Annotated in this window: 23 protein-coding genes; 9 read left to right on the top strand and 14 right to left on the bottom strand. The window is 45.6% G+C overall.

Annotation, left to right across the window (positions count from 1 at the left end):
* Window positions 1–6: 6 nt before the first annotated feature.
* The 10 genes from gspL to gspC form a co-directional block, all read right to left on the bottom strand.
* Entirely contained in the window at window positions 7–1,254 is a 1,248-nt protein-coding gene (gspL, locus tag AB4513_RS02770; protein WP_102249014.1) for a type II secretion system protein GspL, read from the bottom strand.
* Entirely contained in the window at window positions 1,223–2,272 is a 1,050-nt protein-coding gene (gspK, locus tag AB4513_RS02765) for a type II secretion system minor pseudopilin GspK (RefSeq protein ID WP_102257547.1), read from the bottom strand. The genes gspL and gspK overlap by 32 nt, the downstream gene beginning before the upstream one ends.
* Complete coding sequence (gspJ, locus tag AB4513_RS02760) at window positions 2,256–3,023, bottom strand: type II secretion system minor pseudopilin GspJ (RefSeq protein WP_102257546.1); 768 nt, start codon at window positions 3,021–3,023, stop codon at window positions 2,256–2,258. The genes gspK and gspJ overlap by 17 nt, the downstream gene beginning before the upstream one ends.
* A complete protein-coding gene (gene gspI, locus AB4513_RS02755) occupies window positions 3,010–3,399 on the bottom strand; it encodes a type II secretion system minor pseudopilin GspI (protein WP_076667666.1) in 390 nt (129 codons plus the stop codon). Before gspI ends, gspJ begins: the two co-directional genes overlap by 14 nt.
* Window positions 3,386–3,979, bottom strand: coding sequence for a type II secretion system minor pseudopilin GspH (gspH, locus tag AB4513_RS02750; protein ID WP_102257545.1), 594 nt, complete (start codon window positions 3,977–3,979; stop codon window positions 3,386–3,388). Before gspH ends, gspI begins: the two co-directional genes overlap by 14 nt.
* A 100-nt stretch (window positions 3,980–4,079) precedes the next feature.
* On the bottom strand, window positions 4,080–4,523 hold the full coding sequence (gene gspG, locus AB4513_RS02745; RefSeq protein WP_017102442.1) for a type II secretion system major pseudopilin GspG: 444 nt from the start codon (window positions 4,521–4,523) through the stop codon (window positions 4,080–4,082).
* 88 nt (window positions 4,524–4,611) lie between these two features.
* Window positions 4,612–5,832, bottom strand: coding sequence for a type II secretion system inner membrane protein GspF (gene gspF, locus AB4513_RS02740; RefSeq protein ID WP_017099562.1), 1,221 nt, complete (start codon window positions 5,830–5,832; stop codon window positions 4,612–4,614).
* A 1-nt stretch (window position 5,833) separates the two neighbouring features.
* Window positions 5,834–7,336, bottom strand: a complete 1,503-nt coding sequence (gspE, locus tag AB4513_RS02735; protein ID WP_009848025.1) for a type II secretion system ATPase GspE — start codon at window positions 7,334–7,336, stop codon at window positions 5,834–5,836.
* Complete coding sequence (gspD, locus tag AB4513_RS02730; protein WP_009848026.1) at window positions 7,336–9,360, bottom strand: type II secretion system secretin GspD; 2,025 nt, start codon at window positions 9,358–9,360, stop codon at window positions 7,336–7,338. Before gspD ends, gspE begins: the two co-directional genes overlap by 1 nt.
* Before the next feature lie 41 nt (window positions 9,361–9,401).
* A complete protein-coding gene (gspC, locus tag AB4513_RS02725; protein ID WP_009848027.1) occupies window positions 9,402–10,325 on the bottom strand; it encodes a type II secretion system protein GspC in 924 nt (307 codons plus the stop codon).
* 279 nt (window positions 10,326–10,604) lie between these two features.
* On the opposite strand from gspC, the gene hslR reads away from it, so the two are divergent.
* The 4 genes from hslR (at window position 10,605) to AB4513_RS02705 (ending at window position 15,991) form a co-directional block, all read left to right on the top strand.
* On the top strand, window positions 10,605–10,991 hold the full coding sequence (gene hslR / locus AB4513_RS02720) for a ribosome-associated heat shock protein Hsp15 (protein WP_009848028.1): 387 nt from the start codon (window positions 10,605–10,607) through the stop codon (window positions 10,989–10,991).
* 18 nt (window positions 10,992–11,009) lie between these two features.
* Window positions 11,010–11,903 carry an Hsp33 family molecular chaperone HslO gene (hslO, locus tag AB4513_RS02715; protein ID WP_009848029.1) on the top strand — a complete coding sequence of 298 codons (894 nt, stop codon included), beginning with the start codon at window positions 11,010–11,012 and terminating at the stop codon, window positions 11,901–11,903.
* Window positions 11,904–12,240: 337 nt separating this feature from the next.
* Entirely contained in the window at window positions 12,241–13,866 is a 1,626-nt protein-coding gene (gene pckA / locus AB4513_RS02710) for a phosphoenolpyruvate carboxykinase (ATP) (RefSeq protein ID WP_009848030.1), read from the top strand.
* Window positions 13,867–14,020: 154 nt separating this feature from the next.
* Window positions 14,021–15,991, top strand: coding sequence for an AsmA family protein (locus AB4513_RS02705; RefSeq protein ID WP_102257544.1), 1,971 nt, complete (start codon window positions 14,021–14,023; stop codon window positions 15,989–15,991).
* Window positions 15,992–16,030: 39 nt separating this feature from the next.
* On the opposite strand, the gene AB4513_RS02700 is transcribed toward AB4513_RS02705, so the two are convergent.
* From AB4513_RS02700 to AB4513_RS02690, 3 genes are read right to left on the bottom strand one after another with little or no spacing between them, the layout of a single operon-like run.
* Window positions 16,031–16,966 carry a bifunctional GNAT family N-acetyltransferase/hotdog fold thioesterase gene (locus tag AB4513_RS02700; RefSeq protein WP_009848032.1) on the bottom strand — a complete coding sequence of 312 codons (936 nt, stop codon included), beginning with the start codon at window positions 16,964–16,966 and terminating at the stop codon, window positions 16,031–16,033.
* Between the two features lie 16 nt (window positions 16,967–16,982).
* On the bottom strand, window positions 16,983–17,417 hold the full coding sequence (dtd, locus tag AB4513_RS02695) for a D-aminoacyl-tRNA deacylase (RefSeq protein WP_004735590.1): 435 nt from the start codon (window positions 17,415–17,417) through the stop codon (window positions 16,983–16,985).
* Entirely contained in the window at window positions 17,389–18,330 is a 942-nt protein-coding gene (locus AB4513_RS02690; protein ID WP_012603002.1) for a virulence factor BrkB family protein, read from the bottom strand. Before AB4513_RS02690 ends, dtd begins: the two co-directional genes overlap by 29 nt.
* A gap of 205 nt (window positions 18,331–18,535) precedes the next feature.
* Between AB4513_RS02690 and AB4513_RS02685 the strand changes: the two genes are divergently transcribed.
* Together AB4513_RS02685 and AB4513_RS02680 are read left to right on the top strand one after the other, a co-directional pair.
* A complete protein-coding gene (locus AB4513_RS02685; RefSeq protein WP_017099568.1) occupies window positions 18,536–19,177 on the top strand; it encodes a DUF2959 domain-containing protein in 642 nt (213 codons plus the stop codon).
* Window positions 19,178–19,197: 20 nt separating this feature from the next.
* On the top strand, window positions 19,198–19,728 hold the full coding sequence (locus tag AB4513_RS02680) for an AAA family ATPase (protein ID WP_009848035.1): 531 nt from the start codon (window positions 19,198–19,200) through the stop codon (window positions 19,726–19,728).
* A gap of 192 nt (window positions 19,729–19,920) precedes the next feature.
* Here AB4513_RS02680 and typA read toward each other — a convergent pair whose 3' ends face one another.
* Window positions 19,921–21,753, bottom strand: a complete 1,833-nt coding sequence (gene typA / locus AB4513_RS02675; RefSeq protein WP_009848036.1) for a translational GTPase TypA — start codon at window positions 21,751–21,753, stop codon at window positions 19,921–19,923.
* Window positions 21,754–22,316: 563 nt separating this feature from the next.
* Between typA and glnA the strand changes: the two genes are divergently transcribed.
* The 3 genes from glnA (at window position 22,317) to glnL (ending at window position 25,781) form a co-directional block, all read left to right on the top strand.
* Window positions 22,317–23,726 carry a glutamate--ammonia ligase gene (gene glnA / locus AB4513_RS02670; protein WP_009848037.1) on the top strand — a complete coding sequence of 470 codons (1,410 nt, stop codon included), beginning with the start codon at window positions 22,317–22,319 and terminating at the stop codon, window positions 23,724–23,726.
* Window positions 23,727–23,966: 240 nt separating this feature from the next.
* Entirely contained in the window at window positions 23,967–24,536 is a 570-nt protein-coding gene (locus AB4513_RS02665; protein WP_009848038.1) for a DUF4124 domain-containing protein, read from the top strand.
* A 168-nt stretch (window positions 24,537–24,704) separates the two neighbouring features.
* On the top strand, window positions 24,705–25,781 hold the full coding sequence (gene glnL, locus AB4513_RS02660) for a nitrogen regulation protein NR(II) (RefSeq protein WP_012602997.1): 1,077 nt from the start codon (window positions 24,705–24,707) through the stop codon (window positions 25,779–25,781).
* Window positions 25,782–25,842: the final 61 nt, after the last annotated feature.

The following is a 25,842-nucleotide window of genomic DNA, read 5'->3' as shown; positions in this document are numbered from 1 at the left end:
GCGCAGTTACTGACGGGGCTTAAGGGTAAAACTACCAAATACGGCATCGCCATTACGGTTCAATGGCCCTTGTTCAACGGAAAACTTCTCTTCAAGTTTCACTTTAGCCGTCTCAAAATGTTGAAAATCAGCGCTTTTAGCTTGTAATCGAACTTCAGAACGATTGCCATCATAGCGAATGCTTTCGACTTCGATCGATTTCACTTGTCCTAACGTTTCTGGCAGCAATGCTAACCAACCAAGTAAGGAGTCACCATCGCCTGAGCCACCGTATTTCTTAGCTTCGTCATTCATCTGACGTTTAAGGTAGCTTACTGTCGGAATTCGTTGTTTACCTGGCAGAACGGCTCTAAAGATACGCTCACTCTCCATGCGATAGGCTTGTGCTTGTGCTTCGTATTGCTGCACCTTCAACACTTGTTGAGTCACAATCACGGCCACCAGCAAGCAAGCAGCGATCGCCACCTTCTGCCATACACGCCAATATTTACTGAAAGAAGATTTGGTTTTAAAGGTGCCCGTCAGTAAATTTACGCCGCTGGTGATCGCTTGTTGGCTCAATAAGGACATCACCAATTCCGCAGGCTTTGCTTGCCATTCCATACCGCTTTGCTGCTGTACATCGTCGCTCGGCATTGCGGTATAGCTGAAGATAGTCGTAGGTTGGTCTTCGTCGTCAGCCACAACCCAATCACTTTGCAAAAACATCGCTAACCATGCTTCGCTGATTGATACGGCTTGATAGTTACCTTGACGTTGAGAGTGACCTTGACGTAATAGCCAATGCTGGTCGATTTGCAATGCACTGATGCCTTGATCTTCAACAGGCACGGCTAGTGTATCTGGTAGCACCTTACGGAAAATAATATTGGCTTTGCGAAACTGGTCTAAAGCTTGTTTTAACCACTCGCGATCTACACCACACACAGTAGCGTGCGTTGCATCTTTATCTAAAATGGTTAGATGTAAGTCTTCGATATCTTGTGCCACTTCGTCTTCTAACAAAAATGGCAGCATAGAGTCGAACTGGCGAGCAGCACCTTTCGGAATTTCAACACGCTTAATTAAGCACTCATTTCCCGGCAATAAAGCGATACAGCTACGCTTTTCAGCGTAAGGCGTTAACTCATCAAGCTGATCCCAGCTAGACAGCTCACCACTTGCTATCACTTCTTGTTGGCTTGTCGACCAAACCAACCACTGCACTGGGCTTTGTGGCTCGCTACTCAGTCGAACGGTCAGAAACTCGCTCACGGATTCCTCCAAAACGACGGCGTACTACCGTCACTGTTTCTCTATTACTACTATAGAAAAGCGTTCGTATACGTACACGAGACTGCTCAACTAATACCTCTGCATCTAGCTCAAAATAGGCGCTATCTACAGTTAAATATGCTTTCGCTTGTTTGCTGACTTCTGCACTCACACCAACAATAGCAGGCTCAGCCATAAACGCATCCACCGAATCCCAGCCATCAAATGGGCGCTTGTCTATCAGCTGTTTGGCGTCCGATTCACTTAGACCGGGTGCAAACATTGCTTCCAGTAAAGATGCCTGCTTTTCCGAGATGGTATTCACGTTTAATCGGAAATCATCAGTGGGCAAAGCGCAAATAAATGGATGTACCTTTTCCATTGCCTCACCAGAGACCTGATAAACGGCTCGCAGCTCCGATTCATCTGCTATTAAGCCATTCGCCGCCAAATAAGCTGGCTTCATCGCCTCATAAGTGCTGTCTTCTACCCCCGTAGAAGAGGTGGCTCGAGTATCAGAGTCCAGAAATTCCCAACTTGAATTTGCGATAACCTCAGCCTGATAAGGCTCCACATTTTGGTTTTCCAGTAAGGTTTGCCAAACCTTCACTAAATAAGGGGGTTGGTTACTTGATGTCGTCGTAATCCCAGCGAGCGCATTAAGATTGAAACAAGCCTGCGCATCAACGATACGCCCTTTAACTTGGCCATAATCCAATGGGTATACCTGCTCCTCTAACGCCCATGGCTGGCTTAAGTTCACCGTATCACTATCTTTATAACTTTGCCTAATACCGTCTTGGACAAGTGCTTCTACACCAATGCTATACCAGTAAGCCTGTTGGTAATTCAGTTGATTGCCAACGCGTTTGAATTGCGTAAACAGACGCTCCGACATACTGCCAGCTATGGTTGCCATGATCGCCAAAAGCATCAGAATAATGATCAGCGCGACACCACGCTGTTTACGCCCCACAGCAGATTTTGTCAGTGCAGGCTTATTAGTTTGATGAATCATTATTCCCCTCATTACTGCCTGAAGAGTCACTGTTTGAAGAATCATCGACCTGATCTAAGGCGCCACTTGGTGTGAGATAAACACGTTCTATCTCACCGTAATCTTTCAGTGTCAGCTTAAGTCTCACCGCTTTAGGCAGTGATTTATCGGTTTGCCACTCTTTGCCCCAGCGGCTTCCGTCATAAAACTCGAACTCCAGGTTCTCAACATCATCAACCAGAGGAGTAATCACACCTTGTTGACCGGCAGGTGTATCGGGGTAACGCCACCATACACGCTCAAGCGTTTCCTCTTTTATGCGGTAGCCTACTTTGGTGACTTCTCCGCGAGGGAACTGCTGCTGTGGGTTGTGCCAACCAAGGCGAGTAAACATGATGCCAACACTGTCGGAATCCAGTAAATACTCTTTCATTAGGATCAGCTTAGATGATGCTTCTTCACCATTGGTACGAAATTGTCGTACCGCCATCTGGCGAAAATCATTATCTAAAATGACTAAACTGCGTTGCAGTTGATTTAAACGAGCACTGCGCTCAATAGAGAGTTCGTTGCTTCGTTGGACCTGATTTACCACCTGATAAGCCGCCATGCTTAACGTGGAAAAGATGGCAATCGAAACCAAAACTTCGATTAAAGTAAAGCCTCTCCCTTTTGAAGATAGACCTTGTTTACGAGGCTCTCGCTTATTGGCGGACATGCTCTCGCTTGGCGACTTGCTCTTAGCTAACGACACGCTTTTAATTGACCACATAACTGCGCACCGTGACCACTGGAGAAGCTTTCTTACTGGTTGCTGCACTCACATCAAACGCCTTTAATAAATTATCGCTGGTATCGATGGGAGTCACCTTCCAGAACCACTCTCTTCCCGCTAACTCTTGCGTGCCCTGCGCTTTTTTAAGCTTCTCAGGATGCAGCATGACTAAGGCCATCTGGTTATCAACAACCATCGCCGCGAAGGTTTTTTCTTCTAAATAACTGAGGGTATTAATGTGTTGGGTGACAGCACGAATCACACTGATCGCCGCCGTAGCGAAGATAGCAAGCGCAACTAATACTTCAAGCAGAGTCATTCCTCGAGAACCAAGAGGCATACCACGAGAAGGAGAACGGTTATTCCTCTTCATCTTCTTCTCCCGGCTCTAGCAGTCGAATCACACCATTATCCAACACGCGAATACGCCAACCATCTTGTATGGTGTCTCCGGTATTTGGATAAAACGACAATACAAATGGCGTCATTTCAGCACTCGACAAAATGTATATCTGAGGTGGCTTGGGCTTTTTTGTCTCTTCAAGATCCGCAAACATATCTTCATCAAACAAGCTTCCGGGATTGAACAAACGATCATCGTCTTCCCATGCGCCACCACCTAAAGTCAGTGACAACGCGAGTTCTTCCGGTAATTCAGTTGAAGAGGGGATTTTTTCAAATTCGACTTCTTGCCAACCTTCTGACTTAAGCGCCATCAGAACGTAAGTCGATTTCTTTTCATCAACCCGAACGCCAAAATCCAAGCCACTCAAAATAGCCTCTTCATTGAGTAATTGAACTCGTTGATAAAAGCTTTGAGCGTATTTTTTGGCGACATCTTTGCTATTGGTCGGAATAGTCGCTATCACCGCGACCGCAGTTACTGACAGTAATACCAACACCAAAAGAATCTCAATCAAGGTGAAACCTGGCTGTGTTTGCTTAGTTTTCACCTTGGAGACTCCATCTGTATACGTCTTACCATCAATAACGTATCAACTAACACGAACTGTTCAACCAACAGGAACTTATCAAGCGACAATAAACCGAAGCTTATTGGAAATCTTGCATGTTCCAGTTACCGATATCCGCAGCGATACCTTCACCACCTTCTTGGCCGTCAGCACCAAGCGTAAAGATATCGATAGTACCGTTATCACCTGGGCTTAGGTATTGGTACTCATTGCCCCATGGGTCGTTAGGCAGACGCTTAATGTAGCCACCGTCACGGTAGTTACGAGGCTCTGGACTGTTTGGCTTAGAAACCAATCCATCAAGGCCTTGATCCGTTGTTGGGTAAACACTGTTATCCAGTTTGTACATATCTAGCGCGTTCTCTAGCGCCACGATATCCGTGATGGCTTTCTGTTGATCCGCCTTCTCTTTGTTACCCAAAAGGTTAGGAACAACAAAGCTAGCTAAAACACCAAGAATAACCACAACAACCATCACTTCCAATAGAGTAAAGCCTGACTGTTTTTTCATTTTATTTTTCATTATTTTCTCCAAATTACAGATAGCGAGTTGAAGGTAATAATGCCCTTCTTCTCGATAATCCAAAAACTAACGTCTGATGAGCAATACGTTATCCACTCATTAAATTGTTCATTTCAAGCATCGGCATCAGTGTCGCCATCACGATAAACAGCACCAAACCGGCCATCAACGCGATAAGCGCTGGGGTGAAAATGCCTAACGCGATATTGACCGTCGACTCAAAGCTTTGGTCTTGGTTGTCTGCCGCTCTTGTCAGCATCTGTTCCAACTGACCACTCTGCTCACCACTGGCAATCATATGCAGCATCATCGGTGGAAAGAGTTTGGTTTGATCCAACGCTTTACGTAGGCTTGCGCCTTCTCTAACACTGTCTGAAGCCTGTAATACTTGTTGTTTCACATGTTGATTCGACATCACATCAACCGCGACCTTCATCCCTTCAAGGATTGGAATCGCACTCGAGGTACAAATTGAGAGTGTTCGTGCAAAACGAGAGGTATTGATCCCTTTCGCAATCTTGCCGATCAGCGGAATACTTAATAGTTTGCGATCCCAGTTCATGCGAACACCCGGCTTTTTTAGCGCGGTCTTAATCAACACAATCACACCAATGATCAACAACAGTAATTGGATGCCCCAATTCTGGATAAATTCACTCGATGCCAATAAAAATTGTGTCGACTGAGGAAGCTCTTGGCCCATTTGGATAATAGGCTCGACGATCTTAGGTACCACGGTTGCCAACAGGAACGAAACAATCGTCACCGCAAACACCACCAGCACCACAGGGTAGATCATCGCTTGTAGCAGCTTAGAGCGCATCTTCTGACGATTTTCTGCGTAATCGGCCAGTCGCTCCAATACCGCATCTAAGTGACCAGACTTCTCACCCGCCGCAACCATGGCCCTAAACAGTTCATCGAAGATGTGTGGATAATCAGACAAGCTATCCGCTAGCGAATAACCTTCTGTCACTTTAGATCGGACTGCCAGTAACATAGTTCGAATACGTGGCTTTTCAGACTGCTCAGCTACCGCTTTCAAGCACTCTTCTAGCGGCATACCTGATTGAACGAGCGTGGATATTTGACGAGTAATCAACGCAAGATCTGGCGTACTGATACCACGCTTAAAGCTGGTCGAAGGCTGAGTACCTTTCGCATTTTTCGCCTTAGCTTCGGTCATCTCAACCGGCATTAAACCTTGTTCTTTTAAACGTTGGCGAGCCTGACGAGCATTATCCGCTTCAATCGAACCCTTTTTGCTCTTACCTTTGGCATCCAGCGCTTTGTATTCAAATGCCGCCATACTAGACTTCCTTAGTCACTCGCATCACTTCTTCTAAGGAAGTTACCCCTTTCAGAACTTTGCTCAAGCCATCATCTCGAATACTTGGGGTTGTGCCACGAATCGCTTTCTCAATTGCCTGTTCTCCAGCTTCACTGTGAATCAGCTCTTGTACCGAATCGTCAATCATCAGTAGCTCATGAATACCGGTACGACCTCGATAACCTTTATGGCCACACTCTTCACAACCTTTTGCATGGTAAAGTGTGAGGCTCTCTTTCTTCTTCATACCAAACAGCTTTTTCTGTTCTTTATCGGCTTCGTAAGGTTCTTTACAGTCGTTACACAGAGTACGAACCAAGCGCTGAGCCAAAACACCCAGCAGAGAAGAAGAGATCAAGAAAGGTTCAATGCCCATATCACGCAGACGCGTGATCGCACCGATTGCCGTATTGGTGTGAAGAGTCGACATGACTAAGTGACCCGTCAAAGAGGCTTGAACAGCGATCTCAGCAGTCTCTAAATCACGGATCTCACCAATCATTACCACATCCGGGTCTTGACGAAGAATGGCGCGTAAGCCGCGCGCAAAGGTCATATCAACCTTAGGGTTTACCTGTGTTTGACCAATACCATCAATATCAAATTCGATTGGATCTTCAACGGTAAGGATGTTGCGTTCGTTACTGTTGAGTTCTTGCAGGCCAGCGTACAAGGTCGTTGATTTACCCGAACCCGTAGGACCGGTAACCAAGATAATACCGTGTGGGCGCTGAATAAGTTTACGGAAGTTCTCGTGGTTCTCTGCCGTCATACCCAAACTGTGTAGATCTAGACGAGTGGCGTTTTTATCCAACAGACGCATTACCACACGTTCACCGTGTGAAGAAGGCATGGTAGATACACGCACATCAACCGCTCGGCCACCGATACGCAGAGAAATACGACCATCTTGTGGCACGCGTTTTTCCGCAATATCCAATTTAGCCATAACCTTTACACGCGAAACCAACAGCGGAGCCAGTTTACGGCTCGGCGCCAACACATCACGTAACACGCCATCAATACGGAAACGGATAGACAGTGACTTTTCGAAGGTTTCGATATGAATATCCGAAGCGCCTTCTTTAATCGCCTCACCCAACATCGCATTAATTAACTTGATGATCGGTGCGTCGTCTTCTGATTCAAGCAAGTCTTCGTCTTGTGGCAACTCTTCCGCTAACGAGAAAAAGTCGTCATTGTCGGCACCAATATCTTCCATTAACTGTCGAGCTTCCGACGAGTCACGCTGATACGCGTCCGTCAGTTTTTTATCAAATTCGTCTGCGCTGATCGCTTGTGGCGTGAAGCCATTTTTCACAACACGGCTCACTTCAATGATCGCCGCCGATTTCAGAGGTTCAACATAATAAAGTACTGGCGCGCGCTCCGGGTGCTGATATTCCAACACCATCTTGTAGCGATTCGCAAAGCTAAACGGCAAGCGCTGATAAGTACGTGCCGCCCCTACCAATTCAGCCATTATTCTGCTTCCATTTGATCGATGAAGGCTTGGATTTCAGCAGGATGATTCATGCTATCGCCAAACTTAGGAAGTACTGGAATATTATCGTTATCCATTAGTTTCAAGCCTTGCTCTGCCTTGTACAGTTGCTCAGCACGGATAAAGTTGTATTTGCGTTGCGTGATACCATCGGCTGTCATGCCATCACGAATAATGGTTGGCTTGATAAATACCATTAGGTTCTTTTTCTCAACCTGAGTACTGGTTGATTTGAACAGGTGTCCAAGAACAGGAATATCACCCAAGAATGGGACCTTAGACTCACTCTCCAGTGCACGCTCGTCAATCAAGCCCCCCAACACCAGCATTTGACCATCTTGAACAATCACTGACGTATTTAGCTGACGCTTAGCAAAACGAACATCTACTGCCCCGTTTGCCCCTAATACGTTCGATACTTCTTGTTCTATTTGCAGTTGAACCGAGTCACCTTCATTGATTTGCGGCACGACTTTTAGCTTAATACCCACTTCTTTACGTTCAACCGTTTGGAATGGATTATCGTTGCTTGAACCTGCTGTAGAACCGGTTAGAACGGGCACCTCTTCACCAACGATAAACGACGCTTCGCCGTTATCCATCACCGTGATACTTGGAGAAGACAGAATGTTTGAGTTTGAATCGGTCGCAACCGCACTGATTAAGGCAGTCCAGTCGCCCATAACCACACTCATTGCAGCACCATTAACGCCAGAAAGAGCAGATGCTAACGTTGAATAGTCACCCTTTTCTGTCGTGGTTTCATTACGTAGGAAATTATTATCCTTATCGTAAACCGCTTTAGTTGTTGTCGAGTCTTTTGCTTCTTCTAGACCCACCATCACACCGCCAATCGATGCACCGGTATTGCTGTACTGAATCATGGCACCCGTTTCTAGGTTGCCCCACTGCACACCTAGGTTAACGCCGTCACCTTCTGCCATTTCAACAATTAAGGCTTCAATCAAAACTTGAGCACGACGGATATCGAGTTGAGCGATCACGTCTTGCAGCGCGTTCATGATGTCTGGCTGTGCGGTAATCACCAACGAGTTAGTATCGCTGTGAGCGGAAATCATCACTTGGTTTCGCTGCGATGAACTGCCTTTAGTTGATGTTTGTTTCTCTGATTGCAGATTGTCAGACACGCCTTTCAGCACATCGACTAAGTCTTCCGCTTTTGCGTATTTAAGGTAGATAACTTGGTTGTTACCCTTAGTCGCCATTTCCACATCAAGCTGTTCAATCAACTTTCTTAAACGACTGCGTACTTTAGGGTCGCCTGAGATAAGAATTGCATTGGTACGCTCATCGGCAACTAATTTAGGCTGTAGGAAGGCAGGGGTGTTTTTAGCATCTGTGGTTTTACTTAGTGCATCGACTATACGCACCATCTCCGCGGCGGAAGCATTCTTTAGTTCAACGACCTCAATCTCTTTATCACCCGCTTGGTCTACACGCTTGATGATCTCTGCTAAACGGTTTACAACCGCCGCACGGCCGGTAATCAAGATGATATTTGCAGGATCGTAGTGCACCACGTTGCCCGCGCCCGCGTTGTCATTCAGTTGACGAAGCAGAGGAGATAGCTCACGAACCGAGACATTACGAACCGTCACAACACGTGTCACAACGCTGTCGCCTGTGATCGAATCACGGTCGCCAACAACTGGGATTGCCGAGGTTTTAGAATCTTTCGCTTTGATGATCTTAAGAACACCTGAGTCCATTTCAACGACTGCATAGCCGTACACTTCTAATACGTTTAAGAAGAAGCTGTAATATTGCTCTTCATTGAGTACGTCGTAGCTGCGTACATCGATTTTTCCGCGCACCGAAGGGTCGACGATGATCGTCTTCTCTAGATTACGGCCAACAATATTAATAAACTCTTGGATATCAGTGCCTTTAAAGCTGGCACTAAAATCACTCGCGATGGCGGCGGGTGTGCAGATTAAGCTTCCTGCCAATAACCATGCACTTTTCTTAAACCAATGCTTCACGTACTTCTCCTACACTTTCGTCCTTCGTTAGACGCAAAGTTTTAAAATTCAATAAACACTTCATGTTGTTGACCATCTCTCTCGACGACGAGATTTAGCTCTGTCAGCTCTGAGATAGAACGGAATATGTTGCCCATAGCAGCGGGGTCTGTCAGGTCTTGCCCATTTAACTGAGTCGCGATATCTCCGTTTTGGAGCCCTACTGAGTTAAAAAGTTCTGAATCTTTGCCTGGACTCACTCGATAACCAATCACTTTATCGTCGCGCTTGACCTGGGACAGTCGAACATATTGGAAGATTTGTTGCGGATCTTTCATTATCTTCGCTTTAATTTCATCTAGCTTTTGCTCTGCTGAAGCAGGGTTATTACCACGAACCGAAGAAGAAGCGCGAGGTGGCGCAGGGGCTGAGACAGCTAAACGCTTGTACTCAATACCTTCAAGCATCAAGGTTTCGTCTCGACCTGAGTTATCAATAATGACACGGTCGACTAATACGGCTTTAAGCTTAGCTCTAGTGCCTTCTATCTCTTCATTAATTCCGTAGGTCGCCTGCGTACCGCGATTAGCGATCACCGCTAAGCTCCGTTTTGGATTAGAACTGGCAACAGCACCGACCAAAACTAGATTTAATCGTGTCTTTGGCGCATCTTGGATAACTTGCTGTTCAACCACAACTGGCGTGGTTGGGTTATAGGCACCAAAAAGGTTGCTCCGCTGCAAAGAAGATATATCAAGGGTCGATTGAGGAGTAGAAAATGATGAAGCTGTTGCTTTCCAAGGCACGACGGTTTGCTCAGCAGGTTCAATAAACCATGCAAGCTGCCCTAAAATCCATGCGGAAGCTGCAATCAACATACAACACATCGCTAGGCTTAGTTTCTGCTGAAGTACAAATCCATTTTCTAATAAGCGGCTCAACACAGGAGAATTTCCTGCGCGATTTTTGAGCTCTAAAAAGTTCACTTTCCTTGCCCCTTTTCATGACGACAAATGCTGCAAATCATTAAACTTTCAGCTTTTTTATTCATTCGTTCGATACCAAGCTTATTTAAGCATAAGATCCTGAACTATATCATAGCAAATCTATAAAGCGGCATTACATGGCTATTTTGTATTATGACTTGAAAAAAATGCCAACCGCCTCCACTTTAAGCTTCTACTTAATGTAATTAAAAGCATGTTGCGCACTGTTCATTACAGTTAAACCGCATTCATTTCTCACTTAATAAGGCGCAGCCCTATATGAAAACTACTAATGAAGCTGTCAGACTCGATAAATGGTTGTGGGCAGCTCGTTTTTACAAAACCCGGTCTATTGCTCGCAATATGGTCGATGGTGGCAAAGTCCACTATAATGGTCAGCGCAGCAAACCAAGTAAAATTGTCGAACTTGGAGCAGTGATTACCCTGCGCCAAGGTAATGAAGAAAAGACGGTGACAATCGAGAAAATCTCGGCCCATCGTGGTGGAGCTCCTATAGCTCAAACCCTCTATGAAGAAACCACCGAGAGCTTGGCAAAGAGAGAAGAGTTTGCAACACAACGTAAACTGAACGCTCATAACCCAGCACCAGAACGTCGCCCAGATAAAAAGCAACGTCGTGACATCATCAAGTTCAAGACTCAATAAGCTAGAAGGAATAGCCAAATGGCCAACCCAATGTCTACAAGTAATGTTTTAAATCGCTACCTATTTGAAGACCTATCAGTTCGTGGTGAATTGGTACAGATGGACGAAGCATACCAACAGATTATTTCTAGCAAGGAATACCCAGCGCCAGTACAAAAGCTGTTGGGTGAGCTACTGGTTTCAACGACGCTACTAACAGCGACTCTAAAGTTTGAAGGCTCTATCACCATGCAACTGCAAGGTGATGGCCCTGTATCTCTAGCTGTTATCAATGGCGATAACGATCAGAAGATCCGTGGCGTTGCTCGCTTTGATGGTGACATTGCCGACGACGCTGGCCTGCACGATCTAATAGGTAAAGGTCACCTAGTGATCACTATCGATCCTAAAAAAGGTGAGCGTTACCAAGGTATCGTTGGTCTTGAAGGTGACACTTTAGCTGAAGTCCTTGAAGGTTACTTCGCAAACTCTGAACAGCTAAAGACACGTCTATGGTTGCGCACTGGCGAGCATGAAGGTAAAGCACACGCTGCTGGTATGTTGCTACAAGTGATGCCAGACGGCACTGGTACGCCAGACGACTTCGAGCACCTAGAGCAGCTAACTGACACAGTTAAAAATGAAGAGCTATTCACTCTAGAAGCAAACGAACTGCTTTACCGTTTGTACAACCAAGAGAAAGTACAACTGTTCACACCACAACCGGTTGAATTCTTCTGTGGTTGTTCACGTGACCGAAGCGGTGCCGCTATCATTACTGTCGCTCAAGAAGAGATCTACGACATCCTTAGCACTGAAGGCAGCGTTGCTCTACACTGCGATTACTGTGGCACAAACTACTCGTTCGACAAGAATGATGTTGATGCTCTGTATGCAGAAGCGGCAGATAAAGGCAGCAATACGGTTCATTAATTTACGGCGTACCAAAAACACGTAATTTACCCCAAAAAGGTCAGCACTACGCTGGCCTTTTTTGTGATCAAAATATCGCAAACTCCGTAACATCTCGTAATAAAATCACCTCTTAATTTTAATCAATTAATAATGTTCTCTCCTCTAGCGCAAAGGTTTGCGTACAGGATAGACTAGTCAGGCCAATATGTGATGAGGCGCTTAAAACCCCATGGTTAATATGGATATTTTTTGAGCTATATCCCTGTTTCCCCCGAGCCTCGTTGCTAGCATGGTGAGCAGATAACAATAAAAAATTAATACAAAATCCCTACAAAATATCCTACAAGGAGCACCTATGACCGTTATGGAACATACTAAGGCTGCACAAATTGATCTAACTAAGCACGGACTGACTGGCGTTACTGAAGTTCTTCGTAACCCTAGCTACGAGCAGTTATTCGTTGAAGAGACACTGCCAGGTTTGGAAGGCTACGAAAAAGGCGTAGTAACGGAACTAGGCTCTGTTGCGGTTGACACTGGTATCTTTACTGGCCGCTCACCAAAAGATAAGTACATTGTTAAAGATGACACCACGCGCGATACCATGTGGTGGTCAGATCAAGGCAAAAACGACAACAAACCGATTACAACTGAAGTATGGGATGAGCTTAAAGAGCTTGTGACAACTCAGCTATCTGGCAAGCGCCTGTTTGTCATTGACGGTTACTGTGGTGCTAACCCTGATACGCGCTTAAGTGTACGTATTATCACTGAAGTAGCATGGCAAGCGCACTTCGTTAAGAACATGTTCATTCGTCCAACAGACGAAGAGCTAGCAACGTTCGAACCTGATTTCGTGGTAATGAACGGTGCTAAAACAACTAACCCTAACTGGGAAAAGCAGGGTCTCAACTCTGAAAACTTCGTTGCTTTCAACCTAACAGAACGCGTTCAAATCATCGGTGGTACTTGGTACGGCGGTGAGATGAAGAAAGGCATGTTCGCAATGATGAACTACCTACTTCCTCTGCAAGGCATTGCTTCAATGCACTGTAGTGCTAACGTCGGTGAAGAAGGCGATGTGGCGATTTTCTTCGGTCTATCAGGCACAGGTAAAACAACCCTTTCAACCGACCCTAAACGTGAGCTAATCGGTGATGATGAGCACGGTTGGGATGACGATGGTATCTTCAATTTCGAAGGTGGTTGTTACGCCAAGACCATTCGCCTATCTAAAGAAGCAGAACCTGAAATCTACAATGCTATCCGTCGCGATGCGCTACTAGAAAACGTAACGGTTCGTGGCGATGGTTCTATCGATTTTGATGACGGCTCAAAAACCGAGAACACTCGTGTTTCTTACCCGATTCACCATATCGACAACATCGTTAAGCCAGTATCAAAAGCCGGTCACGCTCAAAAGGTTATCTTCCTGACTGCTGATGCATTTGGTGTGTTACCACCTGTTTCTAAACTGACTCCAGAGCAAACGAAGTACCACTTCCTATCTGGCTTCACTGCGAAACTAGCAGGTACAGAGCGTGGTATTACTGAACCAACACCAACGTTCTCTGCGGCATTTGGGGCGGCATTCCTAACTCTTCATCCAACTCAGTACGCTGAAGTACTTGTGAAGCGTATGGAAGCAGCTGGCGCTGAAGCTTACCTTGTGAACACTGGTTGGAATGGCACTGGCAAACGTATCTCAATCCAAGATACTCGTGGCATCATCGACGCTATCCTAGATGGCTCAATCGACCAAGCTGAGACTAAGGTTATCCCTATGTTTAACCTAGAAGTACCACTAGCGTTGCACGATGTTGACCCAGCGATTCTTGATCCACGTGACACGTACACTGACCCTCTACAATGGGAAAGCAAAGCGAAAGATCTAGCAGAGCGCTTCATCAACAACTTTGATAAGTACACAGACAACGCTGAAGGTAAGTCACTGGTTGCGGCTGGCCCTCAACTGGACTAACCCAATCATCTGCTCGGGCCAAGCCAAAAGCGAACGCCCAATTTAAAATGATATTTTTGTAGCAAGCCCCTCTTTTGAGGGGCTTTTTTGTTGATGCTTGACCCTTTTTGTTCCACTCTGTTTTAAGACGATTGAAATTTAAGGCTTTCAGGGAATGAAAAAGGTATTCATGGTGTTCGGCATTGCGTTGGCTATCGCCGTTGCAACTATCGCAGCATTGCTATTAAGCCTGCAAACCCAATACCGTACGGATATTACTAACTTTTTTATCAAACATGCGATTGAACAACCTGTGCTCATTGAAGATGTTGAGTACCAGTCGCCTTATCACATCACCTTAATGGGCATTACCCAAAGCCAACCTGAAAAACAAACACCGCTGTATATCGACAAGATTGACCTTTGGTTCAGCTCCAGCTCGATTACGGAGGCCAAACTGGTCTTTGAATCTGTTTTGATCAGTGGCCTACAGTTAGAAGCCGACGACCTAGAAACGCTCACCTCTTTATTTACCCAGCCAAGCATTAAGATCCACCAGCTGGCCATCAACAATCTCGACTTTTCAACCCCAGACTTTAACGCGCGAGGCATCGACCTTCAGATCTCCGACCCAACGTGGAACAACGACAACTCACTTCTACCTTATGGAAAAACCCAACTTTCTGCCTCACAGCTGTATTGGCAAGGCGAAGCGTTCGATAACCTGTTGATTGACCTAGATCTTAAATCAAGTGATAGCACCCTGTATGGCGCTTCGTTTGACTGGCGTGGTGCCAAAATTTCTGGTCAAGCAGAGCAGTATCAGCAAGATTGGTCGTTGGTGAATGTGACCGTCGATGGCTTGCGACTCAATCAGAAACAGACCCAAAGCCTACTAAGCAAAGAATGGGATGTGGCAGGTATTCAGATCAATCACATCAATAGCTTAGATATTCTGCGTAGCGATGTAGAGTGGCAAGATGGCCACCTCGCAGCTTTTGATGCCTCGTTAGAAAATATCCAACTGCCTTTTGAGCTGTGGAAGCAACAGAGAGCCATTTTCTCTCTGCAAGCAGAGGGAGTGAGCATTGATGATGACATGTTCATAGAGCCAAGTATCAAGCTCAATTTAGATCCGAACCAGATTCTGATTGAAGACTTCTATACTCAATTCCTACAGGGCACTGTTCAACTTAATGGCAAAGTAACCCCTAACAGCATTCTATTAGCACAGCTCGACCTGCAAGGTATAAAGTGGATTACGGAAAGCCAAGATAGCCCTCTACCCGCCACTCTCTTGATACCTTGGCTCACGCAGCTCCAGAATGTCGAAATTAGCCGAATTAACATAGAACGCAACCAACTTATCCAACTTGCACAAAAGCCTTACTGGCAGGTCTCAGGATTACATATCGAGGGGTATCAAGTTCAACTTTTACAGGATAGAAAGCTAGGTCTGTGGCAAGGAAAGCTGATGGCCAGCGCGAATGATGCCAGCTATCAAAACATTATTAGCGCACAGCCAGTGGTTGAGATGAATAGCGAGCAAGGAAAATGGACGCTGACACGCCTGTTTATGCCACTAAAGCACGGCTATATTGAAGCCAACGCAACACTCGACTTCAACAAAATCAGTAAGCCATGGAGCTTAGAGATCTCTGCCGATGGATTACCGATAGCACCCATGTTACAGCAACTTGAACTACCGCTCGACGCAACCGGTTATGGCGAATTTGAACTTCAAGCTGCGGGTTTATACGGCGATTCATTAATGCTCGGCTATTCCACAACAGGTCAACTCACTGGTAGCGTTCGCCAAGGTGTGATGACCTTTAATGATAAGCTTTCTGAAACATCGACTGATAACGTATTTGAAATCCCAGAGCTCAATGCGAATTTTGACCGTGGACGCTTCACACTTGAACCAGTGCACATTATTGGTGCATCGGCAGCAGAGCAAAGCGAACAAAGGATTCAAACGTTAAATGGCGAAATTTCTGGAGAGCTCGACTTGCTAAAAACCGAGCAACACACTCTCTCTATTTCACTATCCGACCCATGCCACCAAATATCAGGAAAGCTCACCCAAGCTGAGTATTCCGAGATTAACGACTGCCAACAAAAAAGCGCCACTCCACAAGAGTAGCGCCTTCTATCTGTATCTTTATCTGCTAGCCATTGTCAGCTATACGCTTACGTTGGAGTCTGTTGATAATCTCTTTTTGTAGTCAGGGATCAGCATATAGGTTCCCGTAAACTCAACCGCCTCCACGTCGCCACTGTTAATGGTCACGTGAATGATGATACGAGCTTTTCTTCCAGACGCGAGGCGATCTAAATCGCCACTGATCCCATCCAATGACGTGGATGCCACTGGGTTTTGCTCAACTGGATGACGGTAACGAATATTACTATCTGCTAGTACGATATCACCTGTCAACCCACGCTCCTTCATTAGTAACCAAGTCATACCCCAACCGGTTAAGGTCGCCAAGGTAAAGGCTGAGCCAGCAAACATGGTGTTATGAGGGTTAAGGTTTGGATTCAACTGAGCACTACACTCGAACTGATAACCCGTGTATTGGTTAATCTTGATGCCCATCTTGTCACTGATCGGGATCTGATGCTCCCAGCGCTGCTGAAGCTCATTACACCATTCTGGTTTGCGCAGTACATCAGCCATTGGATCAAGAGGTTTTACCATCTGTTGGTGACGCACAGGCCCACGTTGGTCGTTAATCTCACCACGACGCTCAAACTCATTCTTCTCATAGAATGAGATCGCATCTTCACGAGCATTACACACCAAACGCTTCGCACCTTCTTGACGTGCCAGTGACTCTAGCGCAACCAAGATAAGTGAGCCCATGCCTTTGCTTTGGCGAGAGTTCTTCACCGCCATATAGCGAATCTGCCCCTCTAGATCTGGGGTGATATAGAGACGACCAATCGCCATCGGGCGACCTCGACCATCAACAATCATGCGATGGTGACTCATTGGGTCATATTCATCGCGCTCTGAACCGACCGGCATTCGCCAAGGTTCACGGAGCATTTGCCAACGAAAATGGTAATACTTGTTCAGTTGATTTTCGGTGGTCGGGGTTATGAGTTTAAACATGCTTATTCCTTTAAGCCTAAACCTGCAGCCAGAATGTCACTGGGCCATCATTAACCAAAGACACTTTCATGTCGGCTGCGAATCGGCCACGTTCCGTTGGCAACACTGATTCACATTGGTCAGAGAAGTAGTTGTAAAGACGCTCTGCATCTTCTGGGTGAGCACCGCGAGAAAATCCAGCTCGTGTCCCTTTCTTGGTGTCAGCTGGCAAAGTGAATTGAGACACCACTAATACCTTACCTTCTACCTGCTTCACGTTAAGGTTCATTTTATCGTCTTCATCTCCAAAGACACGATAAGTGGTCACTCGTTCCATCAAACGTTTGGCTTTGGCTTCGTCATCACCTTTTTCTACACCTAACAGAACTAATAAGCCTTGCTCAATCTCACCCACTACTTCGCCATCAACACGGACGGCAGCTTCACTTACTCTCTGGATCAGTGCTATCACTGTTGTTTCCTTGCTCTGTAATTTTGTCTTTATCCGACGAGTGTACCATTTCTTGAGAGTCACTCCACTGTTCCTGCTCGCCCAACGCGGCCGTCACTTCAGCACCCACTAACACAATCAACCAGCACAAATAGACCCAAACAAAAAGAATGGGAATCGCCGCTAATGCGCCATAAATCAACTGGTAAGACGGAAACTGAGTAATGTAAGCTGCAAAGCCTTTCTTGCTGAGTTCGAACAACAGAGCCGCCACTAGAGAGCCAGCTGCCGCATGAGAAAAGTGAATCTTTTTGTTGGGAACCAACAGATACAGACCGAAAAACGCAAAGAATGAGGTAATCAAAGGGAGCTTGCGAATCACGGTATTAAAAGCACTCGACACGACTTCGTTTTGTAACAAGTTTAATGATGTCACATACGACGTTGCAGCAATGCTCGCTCCGATCAAAATAGGCCCAAGTGTTAGCACCATCCAATACATCGAAAAAGACAACACAGCACGTCGCTTTTCCGTTACTCGCCAGATGTAGTTTAGGTTTTTATCAATATTGGAGATCAGCATCAGAGCGGCAATGAATAAGAACACACTGCCCACCGCCGTCATCTTGCCGGTATTAGCAACAAACTCCAGTAAAGCACCATGCACCGCATCCCCGGAAGCGGGAACAAAGTTGGTAATAACGAAGTTTTGAATCACTAAACCAACATCAGCAAAAACTGAAAATGACGACAAAATAGAGAGCAAAACCGTCAACATCGGTACGATCGAGAGCAAAGTAATGTACGCCAAGTACCCTGCATTCACATTAACTCTATCGTGCGTCATCCGCGTAAGAAGATAGCGGGAAAACTGGATGCTTCCTGTAGCTGCCTTTTTTATCTTCAACTTGTAACTCCCTGGTAACTCGTTCATAGTCCTAATTAATATTCCGTTATATTAATCACAGTAAGTAAATGTTCAAAAATAGCGTAGGAAAAAGGCTTGAGAACAAGGCAGAGTTTTGTGATAAGTAGTTATTCTACAATCAAAAACTCTAACGCCGTTATCGAGCATTTTAACAAGCTAGGTTGAGCAGTTATTTACTACGATTGATATTATTTAACTATAGGAAACTAGGATGCCTTATTTAATAGTTATAGTCCTCTCTATTTTTACTCTTACTGGATGCCAATCAGCTTATTACTCCGCCATGGAGCAAGTGGGTTACCACAAGCGTGACATTATGGTTGATAGAGTGGAAGACGCTAAAGAGTCGCAACAGGACGCTCAGGAAGAGTTTACTAGCGCACTTGAAGCTTTGAGTAGCCTAACTAATTTTAGTGGCGGCGACCTTGAAGACATGTACAACAAGATTAATGATAAATACCAAGACAGTGAAAAAGCCGCACAAAATGTCAGTGACCGCATTGCTGCGATTGAAGATGTGTCGGATGCGCTATTTGCAGAATGGCAGGGAGAGTTGGACCTTTACACCAGCGATTCACTGCGTCGTTCAAGTGAGAAAAAGCTGCGTGAAACCAAATCGTCTTACCAGACTATGCTTTCAGCGATGAAACGGGCTGAGAAGAAAATGGATCCGGTACTCAACACTCTTCGCGACAACACGCTTTATCTCAAACACAACCTCAATGCGAGTGCCGTTGGTTCATTGCAGGGAGAGTTTATGAGCTTAGAAAAAGACATCGCCTACGCGATAACACAGATGAATGCTGCGATAGCTGAGTCGGATAAGTTCTTAGCACAACTCAACCAAAAATAACGCTTCAGAGACAGAACACGATGAAGCCAATCATTATTACTGGCGGCCCCGGAGCCGGAAAAACAACTCTGATTAATGCCTTGGGTGACATAGGTTACCCAACCTTCGCAGAATCCTCTCGCCAATTGATAGAACAACAGAGCCAACTTGAGAACGGTATCTTACCTTGGTTAGACCTACCGGGCTTTGCTCGCTTGTGTTTAGACGTGATGAGCGAGCAAAAAGAGCAAGCGAAGCAGCACCAAATTGCTTTTCTTGACCGTGCGATTCCAGATATCTGTGGTTACTTAGCTCAGGCTAATCTTGAGATTGATGCGAACTACCGAGAAGCGAGCCAAGGCTACCACCCCCAAGTGCTGTTCTGTCGTCCTGAGGCATCGATTTACGTACAAGATGATGTGAGACCTTATCCGTTTGAGGAGGCATTAGAGATTCACCACGCGCTAGTCAGAGTCTATCAAAAGCTAGGTTATGAGGTGATCGAAGTGCCATTTATGTCGGTCGATGAGCGGCTTCAATTCGTTGAGCGTTACTTAGGTATCAAAAGCTAGATCCCCAACTCGGTCGTTGCTCCCTCTTGAGGATGACGAATACTTGAACGCCCTTCGTATCCTGCATCTCGTTTACCCGTATCTACTCCAACACCATATAAAACAAAAGCCCCGAGCAGCTAGGCTACACGGGGCTTTCTTATTTATTCTAAAACGTATTGCTTGAATAGCTAGAAGCTAGTCAACTGGCAATTAAGCCTTAGCTGGACGTGCTGCACGCTTACGTTCGTTTTCAGTAAGAAGCTTCTTACGGATACGTACGTTTAGTGGCGTTACTTCTACTAGTTCATCTTCATCGATAAACTCAAGAGCTTGCTCTAGAGTGTGCTTGATCGGTGGAGAAAGAACTTGTGCTTCATCAGTACCAGATGCACGAACGTTCGTTAGTTGCTTACCTTTCAGACAGTTTACTGTCAGGTCGTTTGAACGGTTGTGAATACCGATTACTTGACCTTCATAAACTTCATCAGCGTGCTCTGTAAATAGACGACCACGAGCTTGAAGGAAGAACAATGCGTAAGTCAGTGCTTTACCAGTCGCGTTCGAGATTAGAACACCGTTGTTACGTTGACCAATGATACCGCCTTTGTAAGGACCGTAGTGATCGAACGAGTGGTAAATAAGACCAGAACCAGACGTCATTGTAAGGAATTCAGTTTGGAAACCGATAAGACCACGAGAAGGCATCATGAAGTCCATGCGAACACGGCCTTTACCATCTGGTGCCATATCTGTTAGCTCACCCTTACGTAGACCGATGCTTTCCATGATCGCACCTTGGTGCTCTTCAACTACATCGATAGTAACCGTTTCGAACGGTTCCATTTTCTGACCATCTTCTTCTTTGATGATTACTTCTGGACGAGATACTGCTAGCTCGAAACCTTCACGACGCATGTTTTCGATCAGGATAGAAAGGTGAAGTTCACCACGGCCTGATACGCGGAAACGGTCTGGACTTTCAGTTTCTTCAACACGTAGTGCAACGTTATGAACCAATTCTTTTTCAAGACGCTCAAGGATGTTACGTGAAGTTACAAACTTACCTTCTTTACCCGCGAACGGAGAAGTGTTTACTTGGAACGTCATTGTTACTGTTGGTTCATCAACAGACAGTGGTTCCATTGCTTCAACAGTGTTTACGTCACAGATAGTGTCTGAAATTTTCAACTCACCAAGACCTGTGATTGCAATGATGTCGCCAGCGTTAGCTTGTTCTACTTCGTGACGCTCAAGACCTAGGTAACCAAGTACAGTACCTACTTTACCGTTACGTTTTTTGCCTTCAGCATTCACGATAGTTACTTGTTGGTTTGGCTTAACAGAACCACGAGTAACACGAGCAACACCGATAACACCTACATAAGAGCTGTAATCAAGTTGCGAAATTTGCATTTGTAGTGGACCGTCAAGGTCAACTGCTGGCGCTTCTACTGTATCAACAACAGCTTGGAACAATGGTTCCATGTTCTCGCCAGTTTCACCTTCAGTCATTGTTGCCCAACCGTTTAGAGCTGAAGCGTAAACAACGGTGAAGTCTAGTTGCTCATCTGTAGCACCTAGGTTGTCGAAAAGGTCGAATACTTGATCCATAACCCAATCAGGACGAGCGCCTGGGCGGTCAATCTTGTTGATTACAACGATTGGCTTAAGACCGTGTGCGAATGCTTTTTGCGTTACGAAACGAGTTTGAGGCATTGGACCATCAACTGCGTCAACGATAAGCAGAACAGAATCAACCATAGACATGATACGCTCAACTTCACCACCGAAGTCCGCGTGTCCCGGAGTATCTACGATGTTGATGCGGTAATCATTCCAGTTGATTGCTGTGTTCTTCGCAAGGATTGTAATGCCACGCTCTTTTTCGATGTCATTCGAATCCATGACACGCTCTTCAGCTTCACCACGAGACTCAAGAGTGCCTGACTGTTGTAGTAGTTTATCAACCAAAGTCGTTTTACCGTGGTCAACGTGCGCGATGATCGCGATATTTCTTAACTTATCAATCTGTGGAGTAGACATGGATTCTCGATTCACTCATAAAAGTAGCCGTCACTTATCTCAAAAGTTTGGATAATAACCGCTAGCTTGATTTAAAAAACGGTCAATAATATACCAGATTCTAGACAAAAACCCAGAAATATGTGATCTGAACCAAGGCTTTTTTCTTTATTAGCGATTCATATCCGCTTAACTTTGGTTCCGTACAGTGTCTAGTCGACTAATTCGTAGGGTTATCGAAAAGTATCACCCGCGAAGTGGGCAACCAAATCTCAGGTAAAATAACAAAAGTGGATTGACAACTTAGGCAATTCATTGCTGAATGGTGTTCGCTTATGTCTCATATTGGTGCACAGATAAACAGTTGCACCAATACCGTGCAATCAAAGATCATTTTGGTGCAAAAGTCAGAGTTCGCAAATAAAGAAAACAAGTAAATCATTGAAATTAATGGAATAATTTTTTTGGCACGTTTTTGGCTATAGATAAATCAGCATCGATTAATGCACGTATAGACATTAATCAATGCTGGTTTCAACCGAATCGAGCTAATACCGAATTAATAACACTGGAGGTTATCCAAGATGTCAGTAGAAAATGTACTATCCCTGATCCAAGAGAACGAAGTTAAATTTATCGACTTACGTTTTACTGATACAAAAGGTAAAGAGCAGCACATCTCTATTCCTTCTCACCAAGTTGATGCAGACTTCTTCGAAGAAGGCAAAATGTTTGACGGCTCTTCAGTAGCTGGGTGGAAAGGCATTAATGAATCTGACATGGTAATGATGCCAGACGCAGCTTCTGCTGTACTGGACCCATTCACAGAAGATGCAACGCTAAACATCCGTTGTGACATCCTTGAGCCTGCAACAATGCAAGGCTACGACCGTGACCCACGCTCTATCGCTAAACGTTCTGAAGAATACCTACGTTCTACGGGTATCGCAGACACAGTTCTAGTGGGTCCAGAGCCAGAATTCTTCCTATTCGATGACGTTAAGTTCTCAAACGACATGTCTGGTTCTTTCTTCAAGATTGATGATGTAGAAGCCGCTTGGAACACAGGTTCTGACATCGAAGGCGGTAACAAAGGTCACCGTCCTGGCGTTAAAGGCGGTTACTTCCCAGTAGCTCCTGTCGATTCATCTCAAGATATCCGTTCAGCAATGTGTCTAGTAATGGAAGAGATGGGCCTAGTTGTTGAAGCTCACCACCACGAAGTTGCAACTGCGGGTCAAAACGAAATCGCAACTCGCTTCAACACGCTAACAACAAAAGCGGATGAGACTCAAATCTACAAGTACGTTGTACACAACGTTGCGCACGCATTTGGCAAAACAGCGACATTCATGCCTAAGCCACTAGTTGGTGACAACGGTTCTGGCATGCACGTTCACATGTCATTGAACAAAGATGGACAAAACTTGTTTGCTGGTGATAAGTACGGCGGCCTATCTGAAATGGCTCTTTACTACATCGGTGGTGTAATCAAGCACGCTCGCGCAATCAACGCATTTGCTAACCCATCAACGAACTCATACAAGCGTCTTGTACCTGGTTTCGAAGCACCTGTAATGCTTGCTTACTCAGCACGTAACCGTTCTGCTTCCATCCGTATCCCAGTAGTACCAAGCCCGAAAGCACGTCGTATCGAGCTACGTTTTGGTGACCCAGCAGCTAACCCATACCTATGCTACTCAGCAATGCTTATGGCTGGCCTTGACGGTATTAAGAACAAGATCCACCCTGGCGAAGCTATGGATAAAGATCTATACGACCTTCCTGCAGAAGAAGCAGCTGAAATCCCAACAGTTGCAGAATCTCTACAAGGTGCTCTAGCAGCACTTAACGAAGACCGTGAGTTCCTAACTGCTGGTGGCGTATTCTCTGACGACTTCATCGATTCTTACATCACTCTGAAATCTGATGACGTACAGCGCGTGAACATGGCTACACACCCACTTGAGTTTGAACTGTACTACTCAGTTTAATCCTTAGTCGGTTAGCATGTAATTCTTACTGCAATAAAAGCTATTGCAACATGTAAGAAGCACTAAAAAATATTAGGCTCGCCTCGCAGGCGGGCCTTTTTTCTATTCTCCCTCCCCCAGCTTCCTCGTACCATATCTTAAACAAAAGCCCTCAGAGGCTGTTGCTATAAATACAATAAAATCAATAACAAAACTAACGTCAAACGTGAAAACACCTAACGGTGAAAAGAGGCTAACGATATGAAAAACATACTGTTCCTAATCGGATTAACAGTCGCATTCTCGTGCTCTGCTCAAACGGTGTACACCTGGGAAGATGAGGATGGTGTGCTTCACTTTAGTGATACCCCTACCGATCAAGGTGCGGAGGCTCTGCGCCTACCTGACGTACAAGCTTCCGCGCCTGCTCCTAAATTTGAGGCTTCAACGCCTGTTGACGCTGCAGATCCCTCTACAACTAAAATGGCAACACCAGTTCAAGCTCAGGAAAAAACGGATAACACGAAACGAGAGGTACCCGCTCAGTTAGCCCTCAGCATGCTGACTCCAGTTCATGATCAAACCATCCGCAGCAACCGTGGCTTAATCCCAATAAAAATAGAACTCAACCGCAAGCTTGGTATTGGAGAGCAGTTGCAATTGATGCTCGATGGTCGTCGTTATGGCGCTCCACAAACCCAACCTAATTGGGAATTGAAAGGTATCGATCGAGGCACTCACACCATTGCAATTCAAGCACATAGAAGCGGCAAGCTTATTGCATCTACTAGTCCAGTCACCGTGTATTTACATCGAGCGACGCTCAAGTAAGCCAATGTGTTAAAAGAGGCCAAATTACCTCTACTTTTCACCTGATCGAAGCAGCTTTCAGCGACTCTAATGAATTATCTTTAGCTTCTGGTTGATATGCGCCATACTTGAACTTAGCTTCGCACCAATTTGGTGCAGTGAGAAAAACACCAGTTCAAGGACGAAATAGTGAATCGATCAGCCAAAAGCGACAGCATAGATACACATCATCTTTCCAGCGCCATTCTCGACAATATGGTGACCTCAACATTGATGCTCGATGAGCAACTGTATGTCCGATACGCCAACCCGGCGGCTGAACAACTCTTTTCGCAAAGTGCACGACGTATCGTTGATCACCCTCTGAGCCAACTTATCCAGCACGCCTCACTGGATTTAGCGCTGTTGACTCAACCGCTACAAAGTGGCCAAAGCATCACAGACAGCGACGTTACCTTTGTGGTTGATAACCGCCCACTAATGCTTGAGGTAACAGTGAGCCCAATCTCTTGGCAGCGAGAAACGCTGTTATTGGTTGAGATGCGCAAGATAGACCAACAAAGACGCCTCAGCCAAGAGCTCAACCAACACGCACAACAACAAGCGGCTAAACTATTGGTGCGTGGATTAGCCCATGAGATTAAGAATCCATTGGGCGGATTAAGAGGAGCCGCGCAGCTACTTGGTAAAATGCTCCCTGATCAGTCCCTTAATGAATATACGCAGATCATTATTGAGCAAGCCGACCGCCTGAGAGCTTTGGTCGATCGCCTGCTTGGCCCACAGAAACCGGGGACCAAATCGGAAGAGAACCTTCACCAAATACTTGAAAAAGTAAGGCAACTCGTCGAGCTAGAATCAGGTTCAACACTCGTCATCGAACGAGACTACGACCCGAGCCTACCGGACATCTTGATGGATTCAGCACAGGTAGAACAAGCCATGCTCAATATAGTGAGCAACGCAGCTCAGATTCTGAAGGCTCAAGAATCAGGAAAAATCACCATTCGCACCAGAACGGTGCATCAAGCAAACATTCATGGTCAGCGACACAAACTCGCCGCTCGCATTGAGATCTGCGACAACGGCCCGGGTATCCCCGATGAATTGAAAGACACCCTGTTTTACCCAATGGTCAGCGGACGAGAAGGAGGTACAGGGCTAGGGCTATCGATATCTCAAAACCTGATCGATCAACACAATGGGAAAATTGATGTTGAAAGCTGGCCGGGCAACACCACATTCACGATTTATTTGCCGATATAAGCAAAGCTGTGTCTCCCACTGGAAACAACGTTTCATTGGCAACACTGAATACCGAACAATA

The sequence above is a fragment of the Vibrio sp. 10N.222.54.E6 genome (assembly GCF_041473955.1).
In the GTDB taxonomy this organism is placed as follows: Bacteria; Pseudomonadota; Gammaproteobacteria; order Enterobacterales; family Vibrionaceae; genus Vibrio; species Vibrio tasmaniensis_A.
Note: the sequence above shows the minus strand (reverse complement) of the source record. Positions and strands in the feature narration are given on the sequence as shown.

Bases quoted from the DNA above. Each gene is read 5' to 3' on its own strand.
- gspK (WP_102257547.1), bottom strand. From the start codon at position 2,272: ATGATTCATCAAACTAATAAGCCTGCACTGACAAAATCTGCTGTGGGG.
- gspJ (WP_102257546.1), bottom strand. From the start codon at position 3,023: ATGTGGTCAATTAAAAGCGTGTCGTTAGCTAAGAGCAAGTCGCCAAGC.
- gspI (WP_076667666.1), bottom strand. From the start codon at position 3,399: ATGAAGAGGAATAACCGTTCTCCTTCTCGTGGTATGCCTCTTGGTTCT.
- gspG (WP_017102442.1), bottom strand. From the start codon at position 4,523: ATGAAAAATAAAATGAAAAAACAGTCAGGCTTTACTCTATTGGAAGTG.
- gspF (WP_017099562.1), bottom strand. From the start codon at position 5,832: ATGGCGGCATTTGAATACAAAGCGCTGGATGCCAAAGGTAAGAGCAAA.
- gspE (WP_009848025.1), bottom strand. From the start codon at position 7,336: ATGGCTGAATTGGTAGGGGCGGCACGTACTTATCAGCGCTTGCCGTTT.
- hslR (WP_009848028.1), top strand. From the start codon at position 10,605: ATGAAAACTACTAATGAAGCTGTCAGACTCGATAAATGGTTGTGGGCA.
- hslO (WP_009848029.1), top strand. From the start codon at position 11,010: ATGGCCAACCCAATGTCTACAAGTAATGTTTTAAATCGCTACCTATTT.
- pckA (WP_009848030.1), top strand. From the start codon at position 12,241: ATGACCGTTATGGAACATACTAAGGCTGCACAAATTGATCTAACTAAG.
- AB4513_RS02705 (WP_102257544.1), top strand. From the start codon at position 14,021: ATGAAAAAGGTATTCATGGTGTTCGGCATTGCGTTGGCTATCGCCGTT.
- AB4513_RS02700 (WP_009848032.1), bottom strand. From the start codon at position 16,966: ATGTTTAAACTCATAACCCCGACCACCGAAAATCAACTGAACAAGTAT.
- AB4513_RS02690 (WP_012603002.1), bottom strand. From the start codon at position 18,330: ATGAACGAGTTACCAGGGAGTTACAAGTTGAAGATAAAAAAGGCAGCT.
- AB4513_RS02685 (WP_017099568.1), top strand. From the start codon at position 18,536: ATGCCTTATTTAATAGTTATAGTCCTCTCTATTTTTACTCTTACTGGA.
- AB4513_RS02680 (WP_009848035.1), top strand. From the start codon at position 19,198: ATGAAGCCAATCATTATTACTGGCGGCCCCGGAGCCGGAAAAACAACT.
- typA (WP_009848036.1), bottom strand. From the start codon at position 21,753: ATGTCTACTCCACAGATTGATAAGTTAAGAAATATCGCGATCATCGCG.
- glnA (WP_009848037.1), top strand. From the start codon at position 22,317: ATGTCAGTAGAAAATGTACTATCCCTGATCCAAGAGAACGAAGTTAAA.
- AB4513_RS02665 (WP_009848038.1), top strand. From the start codon at position 23,967: ATGAAAAACATACTGTTCCTAATCGGATTAACAGTCGCATTCTCGTGC.